16 protein-coding genes are annotated in these 16,027 nt (G+C 67.0%); 4 read left to right on the forward strand and 12 right to left on the reverse strand.

Annotated features, from left to right (window positions below; genetic code table 11):
• Positions 1–1,050 (forward strand): hypothetical protein, encoded by a 1,050-nt coding sequence (locus tag IEX93_RS00695; RefSeq protein WP_188845388.1) that lies wholly within the window; start codon positions 1–3, stop codon positions 1,048–1,050.
• Here IEX93_RS00695 and csaB read toward each other — a convergent pair.
• Genes csaB through IEX93_RS00715 form a run of 4 tightly spaced genes read right to left on the reverse strand, consistent with a single transcriptional unit; the run spans position 1,028 to position 5,514 of the window.
• Positions 1,028–2,017, reverse strand: a complete 990-nt coding sequence (csaB, locus tag IEX93_RS00700) for a polysaccharide pyruvyl transferase CsaB (protein WP_188845390.1) — start codon at positions 2,015–2,017, stop codon at positions 1,028–1,030. The two genes, IEX93_RS00695 and csaB, sit on opposite strands and share 23 nt — an antisense overlap.
• Positions 2,002–3,702 carry a DUF5693 family protein gene (locus IEX93_RS00705; RefSeq protein WP_188845392.1) on the reverse strand — a complete coding sequence of 567 codons (1,701 nt, stop codon included), beginning with the start codon at positions 3,700–3,702 and terminating at the stop codon, positions 2,002–2,004. Before IEX93_RS00705 ends, csaB begins: the two co-directional genes overlap by 16 nt.
• Entirely contained in the window at positions 3,699–4,328 is a 630-nt protein-coding gene (gene udk / locus IEX93_RS00710) for a uridine kinase (protein ID WP_371863138.1), read from the reverse strand. Before udk ends, IEX93_RS00705 begins: the two co-directional genes overlap by 4 nt.
• Positions 4,329–4,383: 55 nt before the next feature.
• Positions 4,384–5,514: an ABC transporter ATP-binding protein gene (locus IEX93_RS00715; RefSeq protein ID WP_188845396.1), complete on the reverse strand. Its 1,131-nt coding sequence runs from the start codon at positions 5,512–5,514 to the stop codon at positions 4,384–4,386.
• A 130-nt stretch (positions 5,515–5,644) separates the two neighbouring features.
• On the opposite strand from IEX93_RS00715, the gene mscL reads away from it, so the two are divergent.
• Entirely contained in the window at positions 5,645–6,019 is a 375-nt protein-coding gene (gene mscL, locus IEX93_RS00720; RefSeq protein WP_188845398.1) for a large conductance mechanosensitive channel protein MscL, read from the forward strand.
• Here mscL and IEX93_RS00725 read toward each other — a convergent pair.
• Entirely contained in the window at positions 5,973–6,824 is an 852-nt protein-coding gene (locus tag IEX93_RS00725; RefSeq protein ID WP_188845400.1) for a hypothetical protein, read from the reverse strand. The genes mscL and IEX93_RS00725 overlap by 47 nt on opposite strands.
• A gap of 23 nt (positions 6,825–6,847) precedes the next feature.
• Between IEX93_RS00725 and IEX93_RS00730 the strand changes: the two genes are divergently transcribed.
• Entirely contained in the window at positions 6,848–7,906 is a 1,059-nt protein-coding gene (locus tag IEX93_RS00730) for a pyridoxal-phosphate-dependent aminotransferase family protein (RefSeq protein ID WP_188845402.1), read from the forward strand.
• Here the strand turns inward: IEX93_RS00730 and IEX93_RS00735 are convergent.
• The 7 genes from IEX93_RS00735 to carB form a co-directional block, all read right to left on the reverse strand.
• The gene (locus IEX93_RS00735; protein ID WP_188845404.1) at positions 7,881–8,459 is read right to left on the reverse strand and encodes a TIGR01440 family protein; all 579 of its coding nucleotides are present in this window, start codon (positions 8,457–8,459) and stop codon (positions 7,881–7,883) included. The genes IEX93_RS00730 and IEX93_RS00735 overlap by 26 nt on opposite strands.
• A gap of 28 nt (positions 8,460–8,487) precedes the next feature.
• Entirely contained in the window at positions 8,488–9,339 is an 852-nt protein-coding gene (gene mqnP / locus IEX93_RS00740; RefSeq protein ID WP_188845406.1) for a menaquinone biosynthesis prenyltransferase MqnP, read from the reverse strand.
• Entirely contained in the window at positions 9,336–9,686 is a 351-nt protein-coding gene (gene panD, locus IEX93_RS00745) for an aspartate 1-decarboxylase (RefSeq protein WP_188845447.1), read from the reverse strand. The genes mqnP and panD overlap by 4 nt, the downstream gene beginning before the upstream one ends.
• 23 nt (positions 9,687–9,709) lie before the next feature.
• Positions 9,710–11,257 carry an Rqc2 family fibronectin-binding protein gene (locus IEX93_RS00750; protein WP_188845409.1) on the reverse strand — a complete coding sequence of 516 codons (1,548 nt, stop codon included), beginning with the start codon at positions 11,255–11,257 and terminating at the stop codon, positions 9,710–9,712.
• Entirely contained in the window at positions 11,242–12,015 is a 774-nt protein-coding gene (locus IEX93_RS00755) for a tRNA (adenine-N1)-methyltransferase (RefSeq protein WP_188845410.1), read from the reverse strand. Before IEX93_RS00755 ends, IEX93_RS00750 begins: the two co-directional genes overlap by 16 nt.
• A gap of 30 nt (positions 12,016–12,045) precedes the next feature.
• On the reverse strand, positions 12,046–12,375 hold the full coding sequence (gene darA, locus IEX93_RS00760) for a cyclic di-AMP receptor DarA (RefSeq protein WP_188845412.1): 330 nt from the start codon (positions 12,373–12,375) through the stop codon (positions 12,046–12,048).
• Between the two features lie 71 nt (positions 12,376–12,446).
• Complete coding sequence (gene carB, locus IEX93_RS00765; RefSeq protein WP_188845420.1) at positions 12,447–15,563, reverse strand: carbamoyl-phosphate synthase large subunit; 3,117 nt, start codon at positions 15,561–15,563, stop codon at positions 12,447–12,449.
• A gap of 134 nt (positions 15,564–15,697) precedes the next feature.
• Here carB and IEX93_RS00770 point away from each other — a divergent pair, with 134 nt between their 5' ends.
• Positions 15,698–16,000 carry a rhodanese-like domain-containing protein gene (locus tag IEX93_RS00770; protein WP_188845423.1) on the forward strand — a complete coding sequence of 101 codons (303 nt, stop codon included), beginning with the start codon at positions 15,698–15,700 and terminating at the stop codon, positions 15,998–16,000.
• Positions 16,001–16,027: the final 27 nt, after the last annotated feature.

Raw genomic sequence — 16,027 nt, forward strand, 5'->3', positions numbered from 1 at the left:
ATGACCACCCGCTACGTATTAACCAGCGCCTGTATTCAAAACGGCACCATGACCCTCACCCTCTCCCTCCGCCGCCACCTCCAGGGTCGGGAAAGGGCCCGGTTCGTGGACGAGGACGGGGAGGTTTACGAGGTGGAGGTGGACTGGAAGGCGGGCGTGGTGCGGGGGCTTGGGCCCTATTACGCCAAAAGGCGGCTTGCCGTGAACGAGGCGGTCCTCCTCCACTTCCGGGGGGAGGAGGTGGAGCTCCAGGCCGCTCCCCGGTCCGCCCCGAGGGGGGAGCCCAAGGAGGCGAGGCCCGCCCCTTCTCTCCCCCCCGAGGAACCCAAACGCCGGGTGCGGGTCACCCCCTATCCCAAGGAGGTCCTCTTCCCCCACGAGCCCAAGCGCCTAGAGCCCCCGGGGGTGAGCGAGGACCTGGGCCGGCTGGGCTTCGTCCTGGAAGGGGGGCCTCCTTGGGTCTACAAGGCCTCCCTGGGGCGCCGTCAGGTGGTCCTCGCCCTCCTGCGGCTTGGGGAGGGGGAGCCGGAGGACCTCAAGCCCTTCCGCCGCCAAGGGGCTTATACCGCCTACCTGGCCCCCGAGTCCCAGAAGGCGTCTTTGCCCGAGGGGGTGGGCTTCGTCTCCCCGGAGGCCCTAAGCCGGCTCCTCCGCCTTAAGGGGCGCTTCCCCTTAAGCTCTCTGGACCTCGAGGACCTCCTCCGCCAGGGGAGGGTGGACCTCGAGGCGGTGGAGGCCCTGGAGGACCGGCTGGTGGCGGAGTTCTCCGAGCGGGGAGCCTTCGCCTCCCTCCTTCTTCTCCTGGCGAAAAAGCCCATGGGGGAGGTCTTTTTGCTGGCGGATCTGGAGGCCGAGGCCCTGGAGGAGGGCCTGATCCCCGAGGTGGTGCGCCAGGGGGTGGAAACCCTGGCCCAGCCCCCTTTTCTCCTCCTCAAGCGCCTTTCCCCGGGAGAGTTCTTGCTTAGGCAGGGGGTGGAGGAGGCCTTGGAGGACCTAATGGCCTTCGCCCAAGGGCTGAAGGCCCGGCTTAGCCGCGTCCGGAGCGCCTGACGGGGATGCCCTCCCCCAGGACCCGGTCAAAGCTCTCCCGGGCCCTGGCCTTGAGGGCGGCCACCTTCTCCCAGTTGGGGGCCCGGCCGTAAAGGGCCGCCTTGTAGAGCTGGATGGGGTCCCCGGGGAGGTCCTGGTAGTAGGCCTCCGTCTCCTTGGCGAAGGCGGCCACCTTGGGATCGTAGGCCACCCCGGCGAAGGGGGTGCCGGCGGCCGCCGCCAGGATGAGGCCGTGAAGGCGCATGGAGATCACGTACCCCGCCTGGGCCGCCAGGTAGAGGAGGCGGCGGGGGTCGGAGGTCTTCTCAATGCGGTGCAGGTAGAAGACGCTGGCCACCTCGTCGTCGTAGCCGGGCTGGAGGAGGAGGACCAGGACCTGCTTGCCCTCGTGCACCAGATGGTTGGCGGCGATATACAGGTTTTTCAATGACTCCCGGTCCACCCCGGCCCGGGGGATGACCAGGACCAGGTCCTCCTCCCGCTTCACCGGGGGCGGGGTGAGGAGGAGGGCGGGGTCGGCCCCCAAGGTGCCGGAGAGGCCAAGCCTTTGGGCGTACTCCAGGGAGTCCTGGTCCCGGAAGACGAGGGGCACCCCCTTGAGGGCCCGCCGCACCTGCCGCTCGCCCCAAGGGGAGAGGGGGCCTAGGGACTGGTTGAAGACCACCACCCGCTTGCGGAAGAAGCGGGCGGCCCGAAGCACCGAGAGGTAGTAGAGGAGGCTTAGGGGGCTGGTGGCGTCCTGCAGAAGCCCTCCTCCGCCCAAAAGCCAGAGGTCCGCCCGGAGGAGGGCCAAGGGGTTCAGGCGGTGGTAGGCCCGGACCCCGTGGGTTTCCCGGGTGTGCCGGGGGTCCCCGGAGAGGGCCACCACCTCGTGGCCCCTGGCCCTAAGCTCCCGGACGATGGCCTCGAGGATCGCCTCGTCCCCCGTGTTCCTAAAGCCGTAGTACCCCGCTACCCCGACCACCATGCCCGAAGCCTCCTTACCAGGATAACCCCGAGAAGGCCCAGAAGGACCCCTAAGAGGGCTCCGTTCACCACCCGGAAGAAGGAGATGGGAAGGGGGGTGTGGAAGTGGCTGAAGGTGTTGAGGATGGAAGCCATGCCCAAGGAGGCGAGGAAGAGGAGGCCGTTTTGCAGGTAGCGGGGCCAGGGGAGGAGGAGGGCTATGGGGAAGAGGGCGTGGCCGAAGACCTCCTTGAAGCGGGGCCGGACCATGACGTCCTGGAGGAGGCTCCTTAGCTTTAGCTCTAGCTCGGGCACGAGGGGGGCGTCGTTTCCCCGCCTTAGGAGGGCGAGGAGAAGAAGCCCCAGGGCAAGCCCCCCCAGGGCCACCTCCCCCAGGCGCAAGGGGTGGAGGTAGAGGCGGGTGAGGGCCTCTTTGAAGTCCTTCTCCAGGAAGCTATAGGCCACCAGAAGGGGTGGGACGAGGAGGGTGAGGGAGACCCCCTTGAAGGGGCTTAGGCCCAGGACCGTGGCCGGGCTTGAGCCCAAGGCGGAGAGGAAAACGGCCCCCGCCAGGGCGTAGCCCAGGGCGCGGAGCCACATCCATAGCCCATTCCTGGGCCCCAAAAACCCCAAGACGGGAAAGACCAGGGCGGCCAAAAGGGCCCCCCCTTGGCTTCCCGCATACCCCAAGGCCAAGAGGAATAGGAGAAAGGCCACCCAGGGCCCGTACACGGGAAGCCCCAGGGCCAAAAGCCCAAGCCCCGCCAAGACCCCCACCCAGGCGGCGTGCCTCAAGGGGCTTGGGGCGAAGTCCCGGGGGCTTGGGACCCCCAAGGGAATGCCGCTTGCTGTAAGGCCTTCCTGCAGGCGCTTTAGGAAGCGGGCGGTGTCCTCGGGGTAGGGGTAGGGCCTGAGGTAAAGGAGCTGGTGGCCCCGCTCCCGGGCCGCCAGGACGTACTTGTCCGCGGCCTCCTCGGGGGAGAGGGTGAGCTGCCACTCGTAGCGGAGGCTGAAAAGCCGCAGGACCCCCTTTTCCTGGAAGGCCTGGAAGCCCGGCTGGGGCGTCCCTTCTATGAGGGCCACGGGGACCGGGACCAGGGCCTTGGCCTCCTCCAGGCGCTGGGGGTAGCCCAGGGCCTCGAGGCCGGCGAAGACCACGGCGTCCGCTTCCTTGGGCACCAGGGGAAGGCCTGGGTCTAGAAGGCGGTAGCGCTGGTTGATGGGCCGCACCGCCACGTAAAAGCCTTCCGCCTTGGCCGCCCGGACCTCCTCCAGGGGGTAGAAGGCGGGGAAGGCCTGGACGTCCAGGGGAAAGCCGAGCCAGGGCCCGAGGCGGTGGGTGGGAAGGGCGTAGGCCTTTTCCAGAAGGTCCACAAGCCAGGCCTCCCCCTGGAGGTAGTACCAGCCCTTGCGGGCGGGAAGCCCCTCCGCCTGGAGCTCGCTTCCCGGGCGGTAAAGGAGGGCCCCTTGGTCCACCCAGCCCTTCACTAGATGCTCGGAGAAGGCCACCCCCTCCACCCCTTGGGCCCGGTAGGCCTTTAGGACCTCTAGAAGGCTTTTCCCCTGCGCCCGGGCCTCCTCCCGCACCGCCTCGGCGTCCAGGAGGAGGACCACGGGGCCGGGCCGCTCCGTCTTCAGCCTAGGCCCCAGGGCGAGGAGGGAGGGGACCAGGGCCAAGAGGACGAGGAGGTTCAAAAACCCCTTCATACCGCCTCCATCTGCTCCAGGCGGGCCAAGGCCTTGGCCCTGAGCATCTCCAAGGCCACCGGGTTTTGCCCCCCTCCCGGCAGGATCACGTCGGCGTGGCGCTTGGTGGGTTCCACGAAGAAGAGGTGCATGGGCTTGACCTTCTCCCGGTACTGGGCGATAACCCCCTCGAAGCTCCGTCCCCTTTCCCGCACGTCCCGCTCCAGCCTGCGGATAAACCGCTCGTCGGCGTCGGCGTCCACGAAGACCTTGAGGTCCATGAGCCTCCTAAGCTCCTCCGGGTAAAGGACCAGAATGCCCTCCAGGATCACCACCGGGGCTGGCTGGACCCGCTTGCGCAGGGGGCTTCGGGTATAGGCCTGGAAGTCGTAAAGGGGCATCTCCACCGCCTCGCCCCGGAGGAGGGCCTGAACGTGGGCCAGGTAGAGATCTAGGTCCAGGGCCTCGGGGTGGTCGTAGTTAACCTGGAGGCGTTCCTGAAAGGGCAGGTGGGAGAGGTCCTTGTAGTAGTGGTCCATGGGCAAAAGGGCTACCCGCTCCCCGAGGGCTTCCGCTAAGGAGCGGGCCAGGGTGGTTTTGCCGCTCGCCGTGCCGCCGGCGATGCCGATCACGAAAGGCCGGGCCATCCTCACCCCCACATGATAAGGGCGGGGAAGACCCCCGCCCTCGGGAAGGCCCGCCCTACCGGACCGCCGCCACCTTCTCTTGGGAGTGGCCGATGGTCCTTTCCGTCTCCAGGTCAAAGGCGTGGAGGCGGGAGGTGTCCGCCAGAAGCTCCACCTTGTCCCCGGGCTTCACGGGGGCGTGCCCGTCCACCTTGGCCACCAGGACCGTCCCGTTCACGTTCACGTGGATCTCCGTCTCCGCCCCCAAAGGCTCGGCCACCTCCACCTCGCCCCGCAGGACGTTCTCCTCCTCGGGGATCCCCGTGTAGCCCTTAAGGCCCAGGTGCTCGGGGCGGACGCCAAGCCAGACCTCCTTCCCGGCGTAGGGCTTGAGGGCGTTTCCCAAAACGGCGTTCGCCCGGATGCGGAAGCCCGGGGCCACCAGGTAGACCCGCTCCCCCTGGACCTCCACCCCGGCGCGGACGAAGTTCATGGAGGGACTGCCGATAAAGCCCGCCACGAAGCGGTTGGCGGGGAAATCGTAGAGGTTCAGGGGGGTGTCCACCTGCTGGACCTCCCCGTCCTTCATCACCACGATGCGGTGACCCAGGGTCATGGCCTCCACCTGGTCGTGGGTGACGTAGATGGTGGTGACCCCAAGGCGCCTTTGCAGCTTGGCGATCTCGGCCCGCATCTCCACCCGAAGCTTGGCGTCCAGATTGGAGAGGGGCTCGTCCATGAGGAAGACCTTGGGCTCGCGGACGATGGCCCGGCCCATGGCCACCCGCTGGCGCTGGCCGCCGGAGAGCTCCCGGGGCTTGCGGTTCAGGAGGTGCTCAATCTTGAGGATGCGGGCGGCCTCCTTGACCCGGCGGTCAATCTCGTCCTTGGGGTAGCGCCTGAGGCGCAGCCCGAAGGCCATGTTCTCGTAGACGTTCATGTGAGGGTAAAGGGCGTAGTTTTGGAAGACCATGGCGATGTCCCGGTCCTTGGGGGGGACGTCGTTCACCAGGCGGTCGCCGATGAAGATCTTCCCCTCGGAGACCTCCTCGAGCCCGGCGATCATGCGCAGGGTGGTGGTCTTGCCGCAGCCCGAGGGCCCCACGAAGACCACGAACTCGCCGTCTTCCGTCTCCAGGTTGAAGTCCTTGACCGCCACCACCTTGCCGAAGCGCTTCCAAACGTGCTCCAGCTTGACCTTGGCCATGCTTCCTCCTTGGCCCCGCGCTGTGAGCCACCTTTGGGCCCATCGGGGGTCGGGTTCATTTTAACAAGGTTTGCACACCCGGGGTGTAAGGTAGGGTTGCCCGGCAAGGGGCTTTCCACAAGGAGGCGCTATGTGGCAAGGGTTTAAAAACTTTCTCATGCGGGGCAACGTGGTGGATCTGGCAGTGGCGGTAATCTTAGGTGGCGCTTTTGGCCAGGTGGTGAACTCCCTGGTGGCGGACGTCCTCACGCCCTTGATCGGCGCCTTGGGGGGTGTCCCGGACTTTTCCGCGGTAAAGCTGGGCCCCATCGCCCTCGGTAAGTTCGTCAACGCCCTTCTGAACTTCGCGGTGGTGGCGGCCGCCATCTACTTCCTGGTGGTGACGCCCATGCAAGCGGTGCAAAGGCGCTTGAAGGGGGCGGAAGCTCCTTCTCCCCCTCCCGAGCCGCCGGAGGAGGTCAAGCTTCTTCGGGAGATCCTGGAGGAGTTGCGGAAAAAGGCCTAAGCCGGTTCCAAAGAAAAAGGGCCAGATACCCAAGGCCGAGCTCGGGCCTGGGTTCTGTACCCACCGAGAGGGCGAAGGCGTGGAAGAGGAGGCTTTCTAAGGCGTGCCGGGGGCTTCTTAGGAAGAGGTCCTTGAGGGCTGGGCCCTGCCGGAGGGCAAGAAGCCCCAAATAGGGGAGGTAGGCCCAAGGCCCCGTGGGAAAGCCCAGGGCGGAGACCCCCACGCTTAACCAGGCCAGGCCCCGGGCCCAGGGGAGGGGGTCTTGGCCTAGGGGCTGGAGGGCGTCCCAGGAAGGGGCTTCCTCCCCGGGCCAGGGGGCGCGGAAGAGGAAAAGCCTCTTCCCCTCGTGGCCGCCCAGGTAAAGCCCGGGGTCGGGGGCCACGCCTAGGGGAAGGAGGTGGGCGGGGTTTTCCCGGAGGGCGGCGTGGAGGTGGGGGTCTAGGGGGAGGCCGTCCACCAGGTACCAAGCGTGGGGCTTGCCCGAGAGGAGAAAGCCCAAGGCCCTTTCCACCCGGTGCCCCCGGTGGGCCAAAATCCCCGGCCAGGCCTCGAGGGGCTCGCCCCTTAGGTATTCCCGCCAGGCCGGGGCTTCTCGCAAGGGGCGGGTCTTGAGGCGGAAGCGGACCCGGACCTCCTCCCCCTCCTCCAGGGCGAAGCGGGCCAGGAGGTTGCCCTGGGCCTCGTAGACCTTTAGGGGCCTGTGGGAGAGGCTCACCTCCTCCACCTCCTGCCCCGGGAGGCTTTGGGGGAGGGGAAGGAGGTATTCGCCAGGGGATGGGGCCCGGAAGCGGAGGGCGTAGACCACGGGGACTACGATACACTTTTCCCATGGACTGGCTCCTCACCCCGGGTCCCGTAAGGCTTCACCCCAAGGCTTTGGAGGCTCTTTCTCGGCCGCAGCTTCACCACCGCACCGCCCCCGCCCGGGAGGTCTTCCTGAAGGCCAGGGCCCTCCTTAAGGCGGCCTTCCGCACGGAAGGGGAGGTTCTGATCCTCACGGGAAGCGGCACCCTGGCCATGGAGGCCCTGGTTAAAAACCTCTTCGCCCCCGGGGAAAGGGTCTTGGTGCCCGTCTACGGCAAGTTCTCCGAGCGCTTCTACGAGATCGCCCTCGAGGCGGGCCTGGAGGCCCACCGCCTGGACTATCCCTACGGCCAGGTGCCGAGCCCCGCGGACGTGGCCCGGGAGGGCTACGCCGGGCTCCTTTTGGTCCACTCGGAGACCTCCACCGGGGCCTTGGTGGACCTCCCCGCCCTGAGCCGGGCCTTTAAAGAGGCCAACCCGGACGCTTTGGTGGGGGCGGACATGGTGACGAGCCTCCTCGTGTGGGAGGTGGCCCTGGAGGCCTACGGGGTGGACGCCGCCCTTTCGGGAAGCCAAAAGGGCCTCATGTGCCCCCCGGGCCTCGGCTTCGTGGCCCTTTCCCCAAGGGCCTTGGAGCGCCTGAAGCCCCGGGGCTACTACCTGGACCTTTCCCGGGAGCTTAGGGCGCAGAGGGAAGGGGAGAGCGCCTGGACCCCGGCCATCAACCTGGTGGGGGCGGTGGCCGCCGTCTTGGAGGAGGTGCTTCCCCGCCTGGAGGCGCACCTTTCCCTCAAGGCCTGGCAGAACGGCCTTCTCTACGAGGTGGGGGAGGGCTTTGGCCTAAGGCCCGTCCCCGAGGTGAGAAGCCCCGCCGTGGCCGCCTTCTACCTGCCGGAAGGGATCGCCTACGCCCGGGTGAAGGAGGCCTTCGCCCAAAGGGGGGCGGTGATCGCCGGGGGGCAGGGGCCTTTAAAGGGAAAGATCTTCCGCCTTTCCCTCATGGGGGCCTACGACCGCTACGAGGCTTTGGGGGTGGCCGCCCTCTTCCGAGAGGTCCTTAGCGAAATTCTTCCAGCTTCTTGAGCATCTCCTCCCGGCTATAAACCGCCCGGGCCCCGCCCACCAGCTTGGGCCTTGTCTTGGCGGCGAGGAGCACCGCCTCGCCGATCCTCCGCAGGGAAAGCCTCAAGGGCACGGCCACAGGCCTTAGGTGCATGCCGATGAGGACCCCTCCGATGTCCATCCCCCCGTGGGCCTTAGCCCTTAGGGACTCCACCATCACCGGGTCCTGGAAGCGGAGGAAGGCCGCCGTGGCCAAGGCCCCCCCCGCCTTGGGGTGGGGGAAAACGGTGACCTCCTCGAGGCCGTAGGCCCGCGCCGCCTCCCTTTCCACCACCAGGGCCCGGTTCAGGTGCTCGCAGGCCTGGACCGCCACCCACACGCCCCTTTCCAGGAGGGGCGGGAGGAGGCCTTCCAGGATGGTGTGGGCGGCCTCGAGGCTCGGCCGCGTGCCCACCCTTTCCCCCAGGACCTCGCTTGTGGACCCTCCCAGGACGAAGAGGCTTCCTTGGGGCATGGGGAAGAGGTCCAAAAACTCCCGGATGGCCCGCTCGGCCGCCTTGCGGATGCCCTCCATGCCCTTAGCCTACCCCCGGGCCTAGGGCTCAGGCCACCCAGAGGTCCAGCACCAGGAAGAGGAACATCCCCAGGCTCACCCCCACGTTGGCCTGGAAGAAGGCCACGTCCACCTTGGAGAGGTCCTCGGGGGAGACCAGGCGGTGCTCCCAGATGAGGAGGGCCCCCACCAAAAGAAGGCCCAGGTGGTAAAGGGGCCCCGCCCCGTAGCTCACCCCGGCCAGGAGGAAGGCGAGCCAGGCCAAAAGGTGGGTGGCCCGGGCGAGAGAAAGGGCCTTGGGGATGCCGAAGCGGGCGGGGATGCTCTTCACCCCGAAGGCCCGGTCAAAGGCGTAGTCCTGGGTGGCGTAGAGGATGTCAAACCCGGCGATCCAAAGCCCCACCCCCGCCCAAAGCCCGTAGGCGGGAGGGGCGAAGCTTCCCGTGACGGCGATCCACCCTCCGGCGGCCGCCGCTCCGATGGTGAGGCCCAAAACGTAGTGGCAAAGCCAGGTGAAGCGCTTGGTGTAGTGGTAGAAGACCAGGAAGAAAACCGCCACGGGGAGAAGCCTCGCCGTCAAGGGGTTCAGGGAAAGCCCGGCGTAGACCAAAAGAAGGAGCCCCAAAAGGGCGAGGAAAAGGGTCTCCCAAGGCTTCACCAGGCCCTTGGGGAGGTGGCGGTTCTGGGTGCGGGGGTTTAGGGCGTCTATGGGCCAGTCTATGAGGCGGTTGAGGGCCATGGCCATGGTCCTCGCCCCCACCATGGCCAGGGTGACCAGGAGAAACGTCCGCCACCCTGGCCACCCCCCGGCCGCCCAGAGCATCCCCCCGTAGGCGAAGGGGAGGGCGAAAAGGGTGTGCTCAAAGCGCACCAGGTCCAGGTAGAGCTTCAGGCGGCTCACCCTTTGCGGACCTCCAGGATCCGGTTCTTCTCGTCCACCAGGACCACGGTGGGCTTGAGGTTCCTCGCCTCCTCCTCGTCAAAGATCCCGTAGGCCACCAGGATCACCAGGTCCCCGGGCTTCACCAGGTGGGCGGCGGCCCCGTTGATCTGGACCACCCCCGAGCCCCGGGGGCCGGGGAGGGCGTAGGTGGTGAGCCGGGCCCCGTTGGTGATGTCGTAGATGTCCACCTGCTCGTAGGGAAGGATCCCGGCGGCCTCCAGCAAGTCCTGGTCCACGGTCACCGAGCCCACGTAGTGGAGATCGGCCTGGGTCACGGTGGCCCGGTGGATCTTGGCGTGGAACATCACCCGCTTCACGGGGTCTAAGTTTATCCCGTCCCTTCCCCTTCGGGAAGCGTCCCCTCCACGAAGAGGGTCTTGGCCTTGGTGTAGAGCACCTGGCCGGGGGCTGCCTTCCTGGGCCGCCAGACGTGCTTTTTCCGGGTGTAGTCCACGGGGACCTGGCTTTCCCCCCGGGCCTTGGAGTGGTAGGCGGCAAGCCTTGCGGCGAAGAGGAGGTCCTCTAGGGGCGGGTTTTTCCCCTCGGCCTTCAGGATCACGTGGCTTCCCGGCACCCCCTGGGCGTGGAACCAGAGGTCCTCGGAGTGGGCGCTTCGGGTGAGGAGGTCGTTCTCCTTGGCGTTCCTGCCCACCAGGACCAAAAACCCGGAAGGGGAGGTGTAGCGGAGGCCGATCTTGGGCCCCTTCTCCTTGGGCCTTTGGGTGAGGGCGAGGAGGTCCTTTAGGTCCAGGGTCTTTAGCCTCTCCTTCTCCGCTTCCAGCTCTTGGATCCTGGCCTCGGTCTTGGGGATGAGGTCCAGGGCCTTTTCCGCAAGCTCCTCCAGGCGCCTCGCCCGCTCGTAGAGCTTCTTGGCGTTTTCCTGGGGGGAGAGGGCGGGGTCTAGGGGGATTTCCACGGGCCTGCCGTCAAACCCTTCTAGGACCACCCTCTCCGCTCCCTTAGGCACCTCCTTGAGCCGGGCGAGGAGGAGGTCGGCCTTATGCCGGAGCTCCTCGGCCTCCTCCAGGCGCTCCAGGGCCCTTTGGTAGTCCCCAAGCCTTGCCCTAAGGGTCCGGATCTCCCGGTCCAGGGCCTCGAGGAGAGGCTTCCGCAGGGCCTCCTTCTCCTCCTCGGCCCAGCGCCGCCTAAGCTCCTCGGAAAGCTCCGTGCGCAAAGAGGGGTCCTCCACCAGGGTCCTTAGGGCCTGGTAGACCCGCTTAAGCCCCGCCTCGTCCAGGGGGGTTTCGGGGGTGAGGCCCGCCCTCCGGGCCAGCTCCCGCATGAGCTCCTGCCCCACCCCGTCCACGTGCCGGATCACCTCCTTGAGGGGCTTGCCCAGGAGGACCCGGAGGTCTTCTTCGGTGAGCGTCCTGGGGTCCAGCTTCCGGTAGGGGGGCGGGGGGGTGTAGGGGAGGCCGGGCCTTAGCTCCCGGTAGCGGTTCACCTCCTGGGTGATGACCCGGTCCACCCCCAGGATCCGGCCTTCCTCGTCCAGGAGGAGGAGGTTGGCGTTCCGCCCTGTGGCCTCAAAGACCAACACCGAGGGGGGCGTGTCCACGAAGCCCTTCTCCCCGGCGAAGCGGAAGAAAACCACCCGGTCCAGCTTGAGCTGCTCCGCCTCCACCAAAGGCCCCTTGACCCGGGCCCAAAGCTGGCGCTGGAAGGGGGTCTTGGGCTCGCCGAGGAGGGTTTTTTCCTCCAGGACGAGGCTTGGGGTGGGGGGGCGGTAGTGGAGGACCAGGTTGAAGATCCGCCCCGTCTTCCCCTTGAGGAGCACCGCTAGGGTGCCCTCCTCGGGAAAGGCGAGGCCTAAGTTCAGGGCGGGAAGCTCCTTCTTGAGCTCCCGCAAGAGGGCGTGGATCAGGAGACCTTCCATTTCCGAAAGGCCACCAGGAAGGCGGTGTGCCCCACCTGCTGGAAGCGGGGGTGGGCCACGGGAAGCCTTACCTCCCACTCCCGCCAGCCCACCTCCAAAACCCGCTCTAGCCTGATGGGCAGGCCCTCCGCCGCCCGGATGAGTTCCAGGACCTGGGTGATGTTGGGCAGGTAGGCTACCAGGAAGCGGTCGGGCATGAGGGCCTCCACGGCCTTGGAGAGGACCTTCCAGGGCTCCATGAGGTCCAGGGCCACCCCGTGGAACCCCTCCGGGGGAAGATGGGCCTCCTCGAGGCCTTGGGCGTGGAAGCGGACGTTTTCCACCTGCCAGAAGCCCTTCACGTTCTCCACCGCCTGCTTGAGGTGGTGGGGCCGCTTCTCGTAGCTTTCCACCAGGCCCTCCTTCCCCACGGCCCGGGCCAGGAAGAGGGTGAGCCCCCCAGACCCCGTGCCCGCCTCCAGGACCCGCATCCCCGGGGCGAGGTCCAGGAGGGTCACCATGGCGCTGGCGTCCTTGGGGTAGGTGGGGGTGGCGCTTCGCCGCATGTGGAGGACGTACTCCTCGAGGGTGGGGCGGTGGACGGAGAGGACCTCGCCCAGGTGGGTTTCCACCCTGCCCCCAGGGCCCGCCTCCCGGATGGCCTCGTGGGGGACGGTGCCCTTGTGGTGGTGGAAGACCCCGCCCGGCCTTAGGCGCACCAGGAAGCCGCGCCCCTTGGTGTCCTTGAGGAGGTAAAGCTCGCCTTCCACCCCGCCCACTTTAGCGGGCTTTCTCCTTTTCGTCCAGGACTAGAGCTTGAAGAAGCCCTCCACCGGTAGGACGAAGACCACGGCCCCGCCCACCTGGACCTCCACGGGCTGGGCCAGGAAGGGGTCGGGGGCCTCGGAGAGGGGGAGGCCCCGGGTCACCAGGCGGGTGCGGGTGCGGCACTTCTCCCGCACGATCTCCAAGACCTCCTCCACCTTCTCGTCCTCCACGCCGATGAGGAGGGTGGTGTTCCCCTCCCTCAGGAAGCCTCCCGTGGAGGCCAGCTTGGTGGACTGGAACCCCCGCTCCAAAAGGGCCTTGGTGAGGCCGGGAGCGTCCGTATCCTGGACGATGGCGATCACCAGCTTCATTGGGGCCTATTGTACACGGAGAGGGCGGGGCGCTAGGGGACAAGCCGGAGGGCTTACCCGGCCCCGCCTTTCTAGGGGGTCTCGCGGCTTCCCTCCCGGTGCCACGCCTGGAGGCTTCGCACCTCCAGGGGCTTCTCCCGGGCCCTTAGGATGGCCTTCAGGCTCCACCAGGCCCCTTCCAGGGTGGTGATGAAGGGGAGGCCCTTTTCCACCGCCCGCCTGAGCTCGGGGTGGGGGGTGGGGCTTATGAGGAGGTCGTAGTCCCCTTCCGCCACCACGGCAAAGCCTGCCTCCCGGTAGGCTTGTTTAAGCTCCTCAAGCCGCTCCTCCTCCCAAGGCCTTAGGCCCTCCCCGATGAAGCGGACCCTTCCCTCTAGGGGAAGCTTCTGCCCGGCCCCAAGCTCCGCCTTGTAGTAGGCCAGGTAGGGGTCCTGGTCTATCCCCATGCTCTCCCCCGTGGAGCGCATCTCTGGCCCAAGCTCGGGGATGACCCCGGGGAACTTGATCCAGGGGATGACCACCTCCTTGGCGGCGTAGTAGGGGGGGACGGGGTCCAGGTCGCGCACGCCAAGCTCCCTCAGGCTCTTACCCACGGCGATGAGGGCGGCGAGCTTGGCCAGGGGGACGCCGATGGCCTTGGAGACGAAGGGCACGGTGCGGGAGGCGCGGGGGTTGGCCTCGAGGATATACACCTCCTCCCCCAAGACGGCGTACTGCACGTTCAAAAGCCCCTTGACCCCCAGGGCCAAGGCCAGGCGGCGGGTGTAGTCCTTCACCTTCCCAAGGGCCTCGGGGGAGAGGTGGACCGGCGGCAGCACCGTGGCCGAGTCCCCGGAGTGGACCCCGGCCCGCTCCACGTGCTCCATCACCCCAGCGATCAGGACCTCCTCCCCGTCGGAAAGGGCGTCCACGTCCAGCTCTATGGCCCCTTCCAGGTACCGGTCTAAGAGGATGGAGGGCTTCTCCTCTAGGGGCTCGTAGACCTCCTCGAGGTAGCGCCTAAGCTCCTCCTCGCTGTAAAGGACCCGCATGGCCCGCCCCCCCAGCACGTAGCTGGGCCGGGCGAGGAGGGGAAAGCCCACCTCCGGGGCGAGCATTAGGGCCTCCTTGGGGGTCTGGGCTACCCGGCCCTCGGGCTGGGGGATCCCAAGCTCCTGGCAGAGGCTGTGGAAGGCTTGGCGGTCCTCCGCCAGGTGGATGGCCTTATAGGGGGTGCCGAGGAGCCTCACCCCCGCCTCCTCCAGCCCCTTGGCGAGCTTCAGGGGGGTCTGCCCCCCCAAGGTGGCGATGACCCCGATGGGCTTTTCGTGCTCCACGATGTTGAGAACGTCCTCCAGGGTCAAGGGCTCAAAGTAGAGGCGGTCGGCGGTGTCGTAGTCGGTGGAGACCGTCTCGGGGTTGGAGTTCACCATGATGGTCTCAAACCCCTCCTCCTTCAGGGCCCAGACGGCGTGGACCGTGGCGTAGTCAAACTCCACCCCCTGGCCGATCCGTATGGGCCCCGAGCCCAGGATCACCACCTTGGGCTTCGTGGAGGGCCAGACCTCGTCCTCCAGCTCGTAGGTGGAGTAGTGGTAGGGGGTGTAGGCCTCAAACTCGGCGGCGCAGGTGTCCACGGTCTTGTAGACGGGCACCACCCCTAGGGCCTTTCTTTCGGCCCGCACCTCCTTTTCCCCCTTCCCCAAAAGCTCCCCGATCCTCTTGTCGGGAAGGCCAAGCCCCTTGTAGAAGCGCCAGCCCTCCCGGTCCTTGGGGGGGTGGTCCTTGAGCCACGCCTCCGCCTCCACGATCTCCTTCATCTGGTGGAGGAACCAGGGGTCTATGCGGGTGGCCTGGTAAAGCTCCTCCACCGGCATCCCCCGCCTTAGAAGCTCCAAGACGGCGTAGATCCGGTCCGGGTTGGGGTAGAGCTTCTTCTCCAGGGCCTCTGTCCTGACCCCGGCCAGGGCCCGCACGTCCCTTTCTAAGCCCCTCAGGGCCTTGAGGAGCGCCTCCTTGAAGGTGCGGCCGATGGCCATCACCTCCCCCACGGACTTCATCTGGGTGGAAAGCTCGTCCTTGAGCTCCCCTTGGGTGTTGGGGAGGTCCTTGAACTTCTCAAAGGCGAAGCGGGGGATCTTCACCACCACGTAGTCAATGGTGGGTTCAAAGGAGGCGGGGGTTTTGCGGGTGATGTCGTTGGGAAGCTCGTCCAGGCGGTAGCCCACGGCGAGGAGGGCGGCGATCTTGGCGATGGGGAAGCCCGTGGCCTTGGAGGCGAGGGCGCTTGAGCGGGAGACCCTGGGGTTCATCTCAATGACCACCTGGCGGCCCGTCTTGGGGTCCACGGCGAACTGGATGTTGGAGCCGCCCGTGTCCACCCCGATCTCCCGGATCACCGCCTTGGCGGCGTCCCGCATCCTTTGGTACTCGGCGTCGGAGAGGGTCTGGGCCGGGGCCACGGTGATGGAGTCCCCGGTGTGGACCCCCATGGGGTCCACGTTCTCAATGCTGGTGATGATGACCACGGTGTCGGCGTGGTCCCGCATCACCTCAAGCTCAAACTCCTTCCAGCCCAGGACCGATTCCTCCACCAGGGCTGTGTGCACCGGGGAAAGGGTGAGGCCGCGGGAGAGGACCTCTATGAGCTCCGCCTCGTTCCTGGCGATCCCGCCCCCCGTGCCCCCCAGGGTGAAGGAGGGGCGGACCACCACCGGGTAGCCCACCTCCCGGGCGAAGTGGAGGCCCTCCTCCACGCTGCCCACCATGAGCCCCCGGGGCACCTCGAGGCCGATCTTCCGCATGGCCTTCTGGAAGGCTTCCCGGTCCTCTCCCTTTTTGATGGCCTCGGCCTTGGCCCCGATGAGCTCCACCCCGTAGCGCTCCAGGATGCCCTCCTCGTAAAGGGCCATGGAGAGGTTGAGGGCGGTCTGGCCCCCCAGGGTGGGGAGGAGGGCGTCGGGCCGTTCCTTGGCCAGGATTTTCTCCAAGGACTCCAGGGTGAGGGGCTCAATGTAGGTGCCCTCGGCCAGCTCAGGGTCGGTCATGATGGTGGCGGGGTTGGAGTTGACCAGGATGACCTCGTACCCCGCGCCCCGGAGGGCCTTTAGGGCCTGGGTGCCCGAGTAGTCAAACTCGGCGGCCTGGCCGATGGTGATGGGCCCGGAACCGATGATGAGGATTTTCTTGAGGTCTCTTCTCGGCGGCATCGCGTACCCAGGGGAAAATCCTACCACGTTGCCGGGGAAAATCAAGGCGAGAGGGAAGACTCTATGCGAGAGTGCGGGGGGTTTACGTATATTTTTGCAGAGCGGCCTTTCCCCAAACGGGCTATACTCAGGGCATGCGCAAGGTGCGGCCCGAAGAGCTTCCCCAGCTTTTGGCCCAGGGGGTCAAGGTGGTGGACGTGCGCCCCCAGGACCGGAGGGAAAGCCCCCTGCCCTTCCCGGCGGAGTGGGTGCCTCTGGAGAAGATTCAAAAAGGAGAGCACGGCCTGCCCCGGGTACCCCTGCTTCTCGTCTGCGAGAAGGGCCTTTTGAGCCAGGTGGCGGCTTTATACCTGGAGGCGGAGGGGTACGAGGCCATGAGCCTCGAGGGCGGCCTCCAGCAGGGCTTTACCCAAAACTCCTTCCTCGCCCTCCCTTAGCCTGCTTCAAGAGTTCTTGGGTGACTT

Source organism: Thermus composti (assembly GCF_014647535.1).
GTDB classification, from domain to species: domain Bacteria; phylum Deinococcota; class Deinococci; order Deinococcales; family Thermaceae; genus Thermus; species Thermus composti.

Excerpts from the sequence above, each read along its gene's own strand:
- IEX93_RS00705 (WP_188845392.1), bottom strand. The coding sequence starts at position 3,702 with ATGAAGGGGTTTTTGAACCTCCTCGTCCTCTTGGCCCTGGTCCCCTCC.
- IEX93_RS00715 (WP_188845396.1), bottom strand. The coding sequence starts at position 5,514 with ATGGCCAAGGTCAAGCTGGAGCACGTTTGGAAGCGCTTCGGCAAGGTG.
- csaB (WP_188845390.1), bottom strand. The coding sequence starts at position 2,017 with ATGGTGGTCGGGGTAGCGGGGTACTACGGCTTTAGGAACACGGGGGAC.
- IEX93_RS00735 (WP_188845404.1), bottom strand. The coding sequence starts at position 8,459 with ATGGAGGGCATCCGCAAGGCGGCCGAGCGGGCCATCCGGGAGTTTTTG.
- udk (WP_371863138.1), bottom strand. The coding sequence starts at position 4,328 with ATGGCCCGGCCTTTCGTGATCGGCATCGCCGGCGGCACGGCGAGCGGC.
- panD (WP_188845447.1), bottom strand. The coding sequence starts at position 9,686 with ATGTTCCACGCCAAGATCCACCGGGCCACCGTGACCCAGGCCGATCTC.
- IEX93_RS00770 (WP_188845423.1), top strand. The coding sequence starts at position 15,698 with ATGCGCAAGGTGCGGCCCGAAGAGCTTCCCCAGCTTTTGGCCCAGGGG.
- IEX93_RS00695 (WP_188845388.1), top strand. The coding sequence starts at position 1 with ATGACCACCCGCTACGTATTAACCAGCGCCTGTATTCAAAACGGCACC.
- IEX93_RS00730 (WP_188845402.1), top strand. The coding sequence starts at position 6,848 with ATGGACTGGCTCCTCACCCCGGGTCCCGTAAGGCTTCACCCCAAGGCT.
- mscL (WP_188845398.1), top strand. The coding sequence starts at position 5,645 with ATGTGGCAAGGGTTTAAAAACTTTCTCATGCGGGGCAACGTGGTGGAT.
- darA (WP_188845412.1), bottom strand. The coding sequence starts at position 12,375 with ATGAAGCTGGTGATCGCCATCGTCCAGGATACGGACGCTCCCGGCCTC.
- carB (WP_188845420.1), bottom strand. The coding sequence starts at position 15,563 with ATGCCGCCGAGAAGAGACCTCAAGAAAATCCTCATCATCGGTTCCGGG.
- IEX93_RS00750 (WP_188845409.1), bottom strand. The coding sequence starts at position 11,257 with ATGGAAGGTCTCCTGATCCACGCCCTCTTGCGGGAGCTCAAGAAGGAG.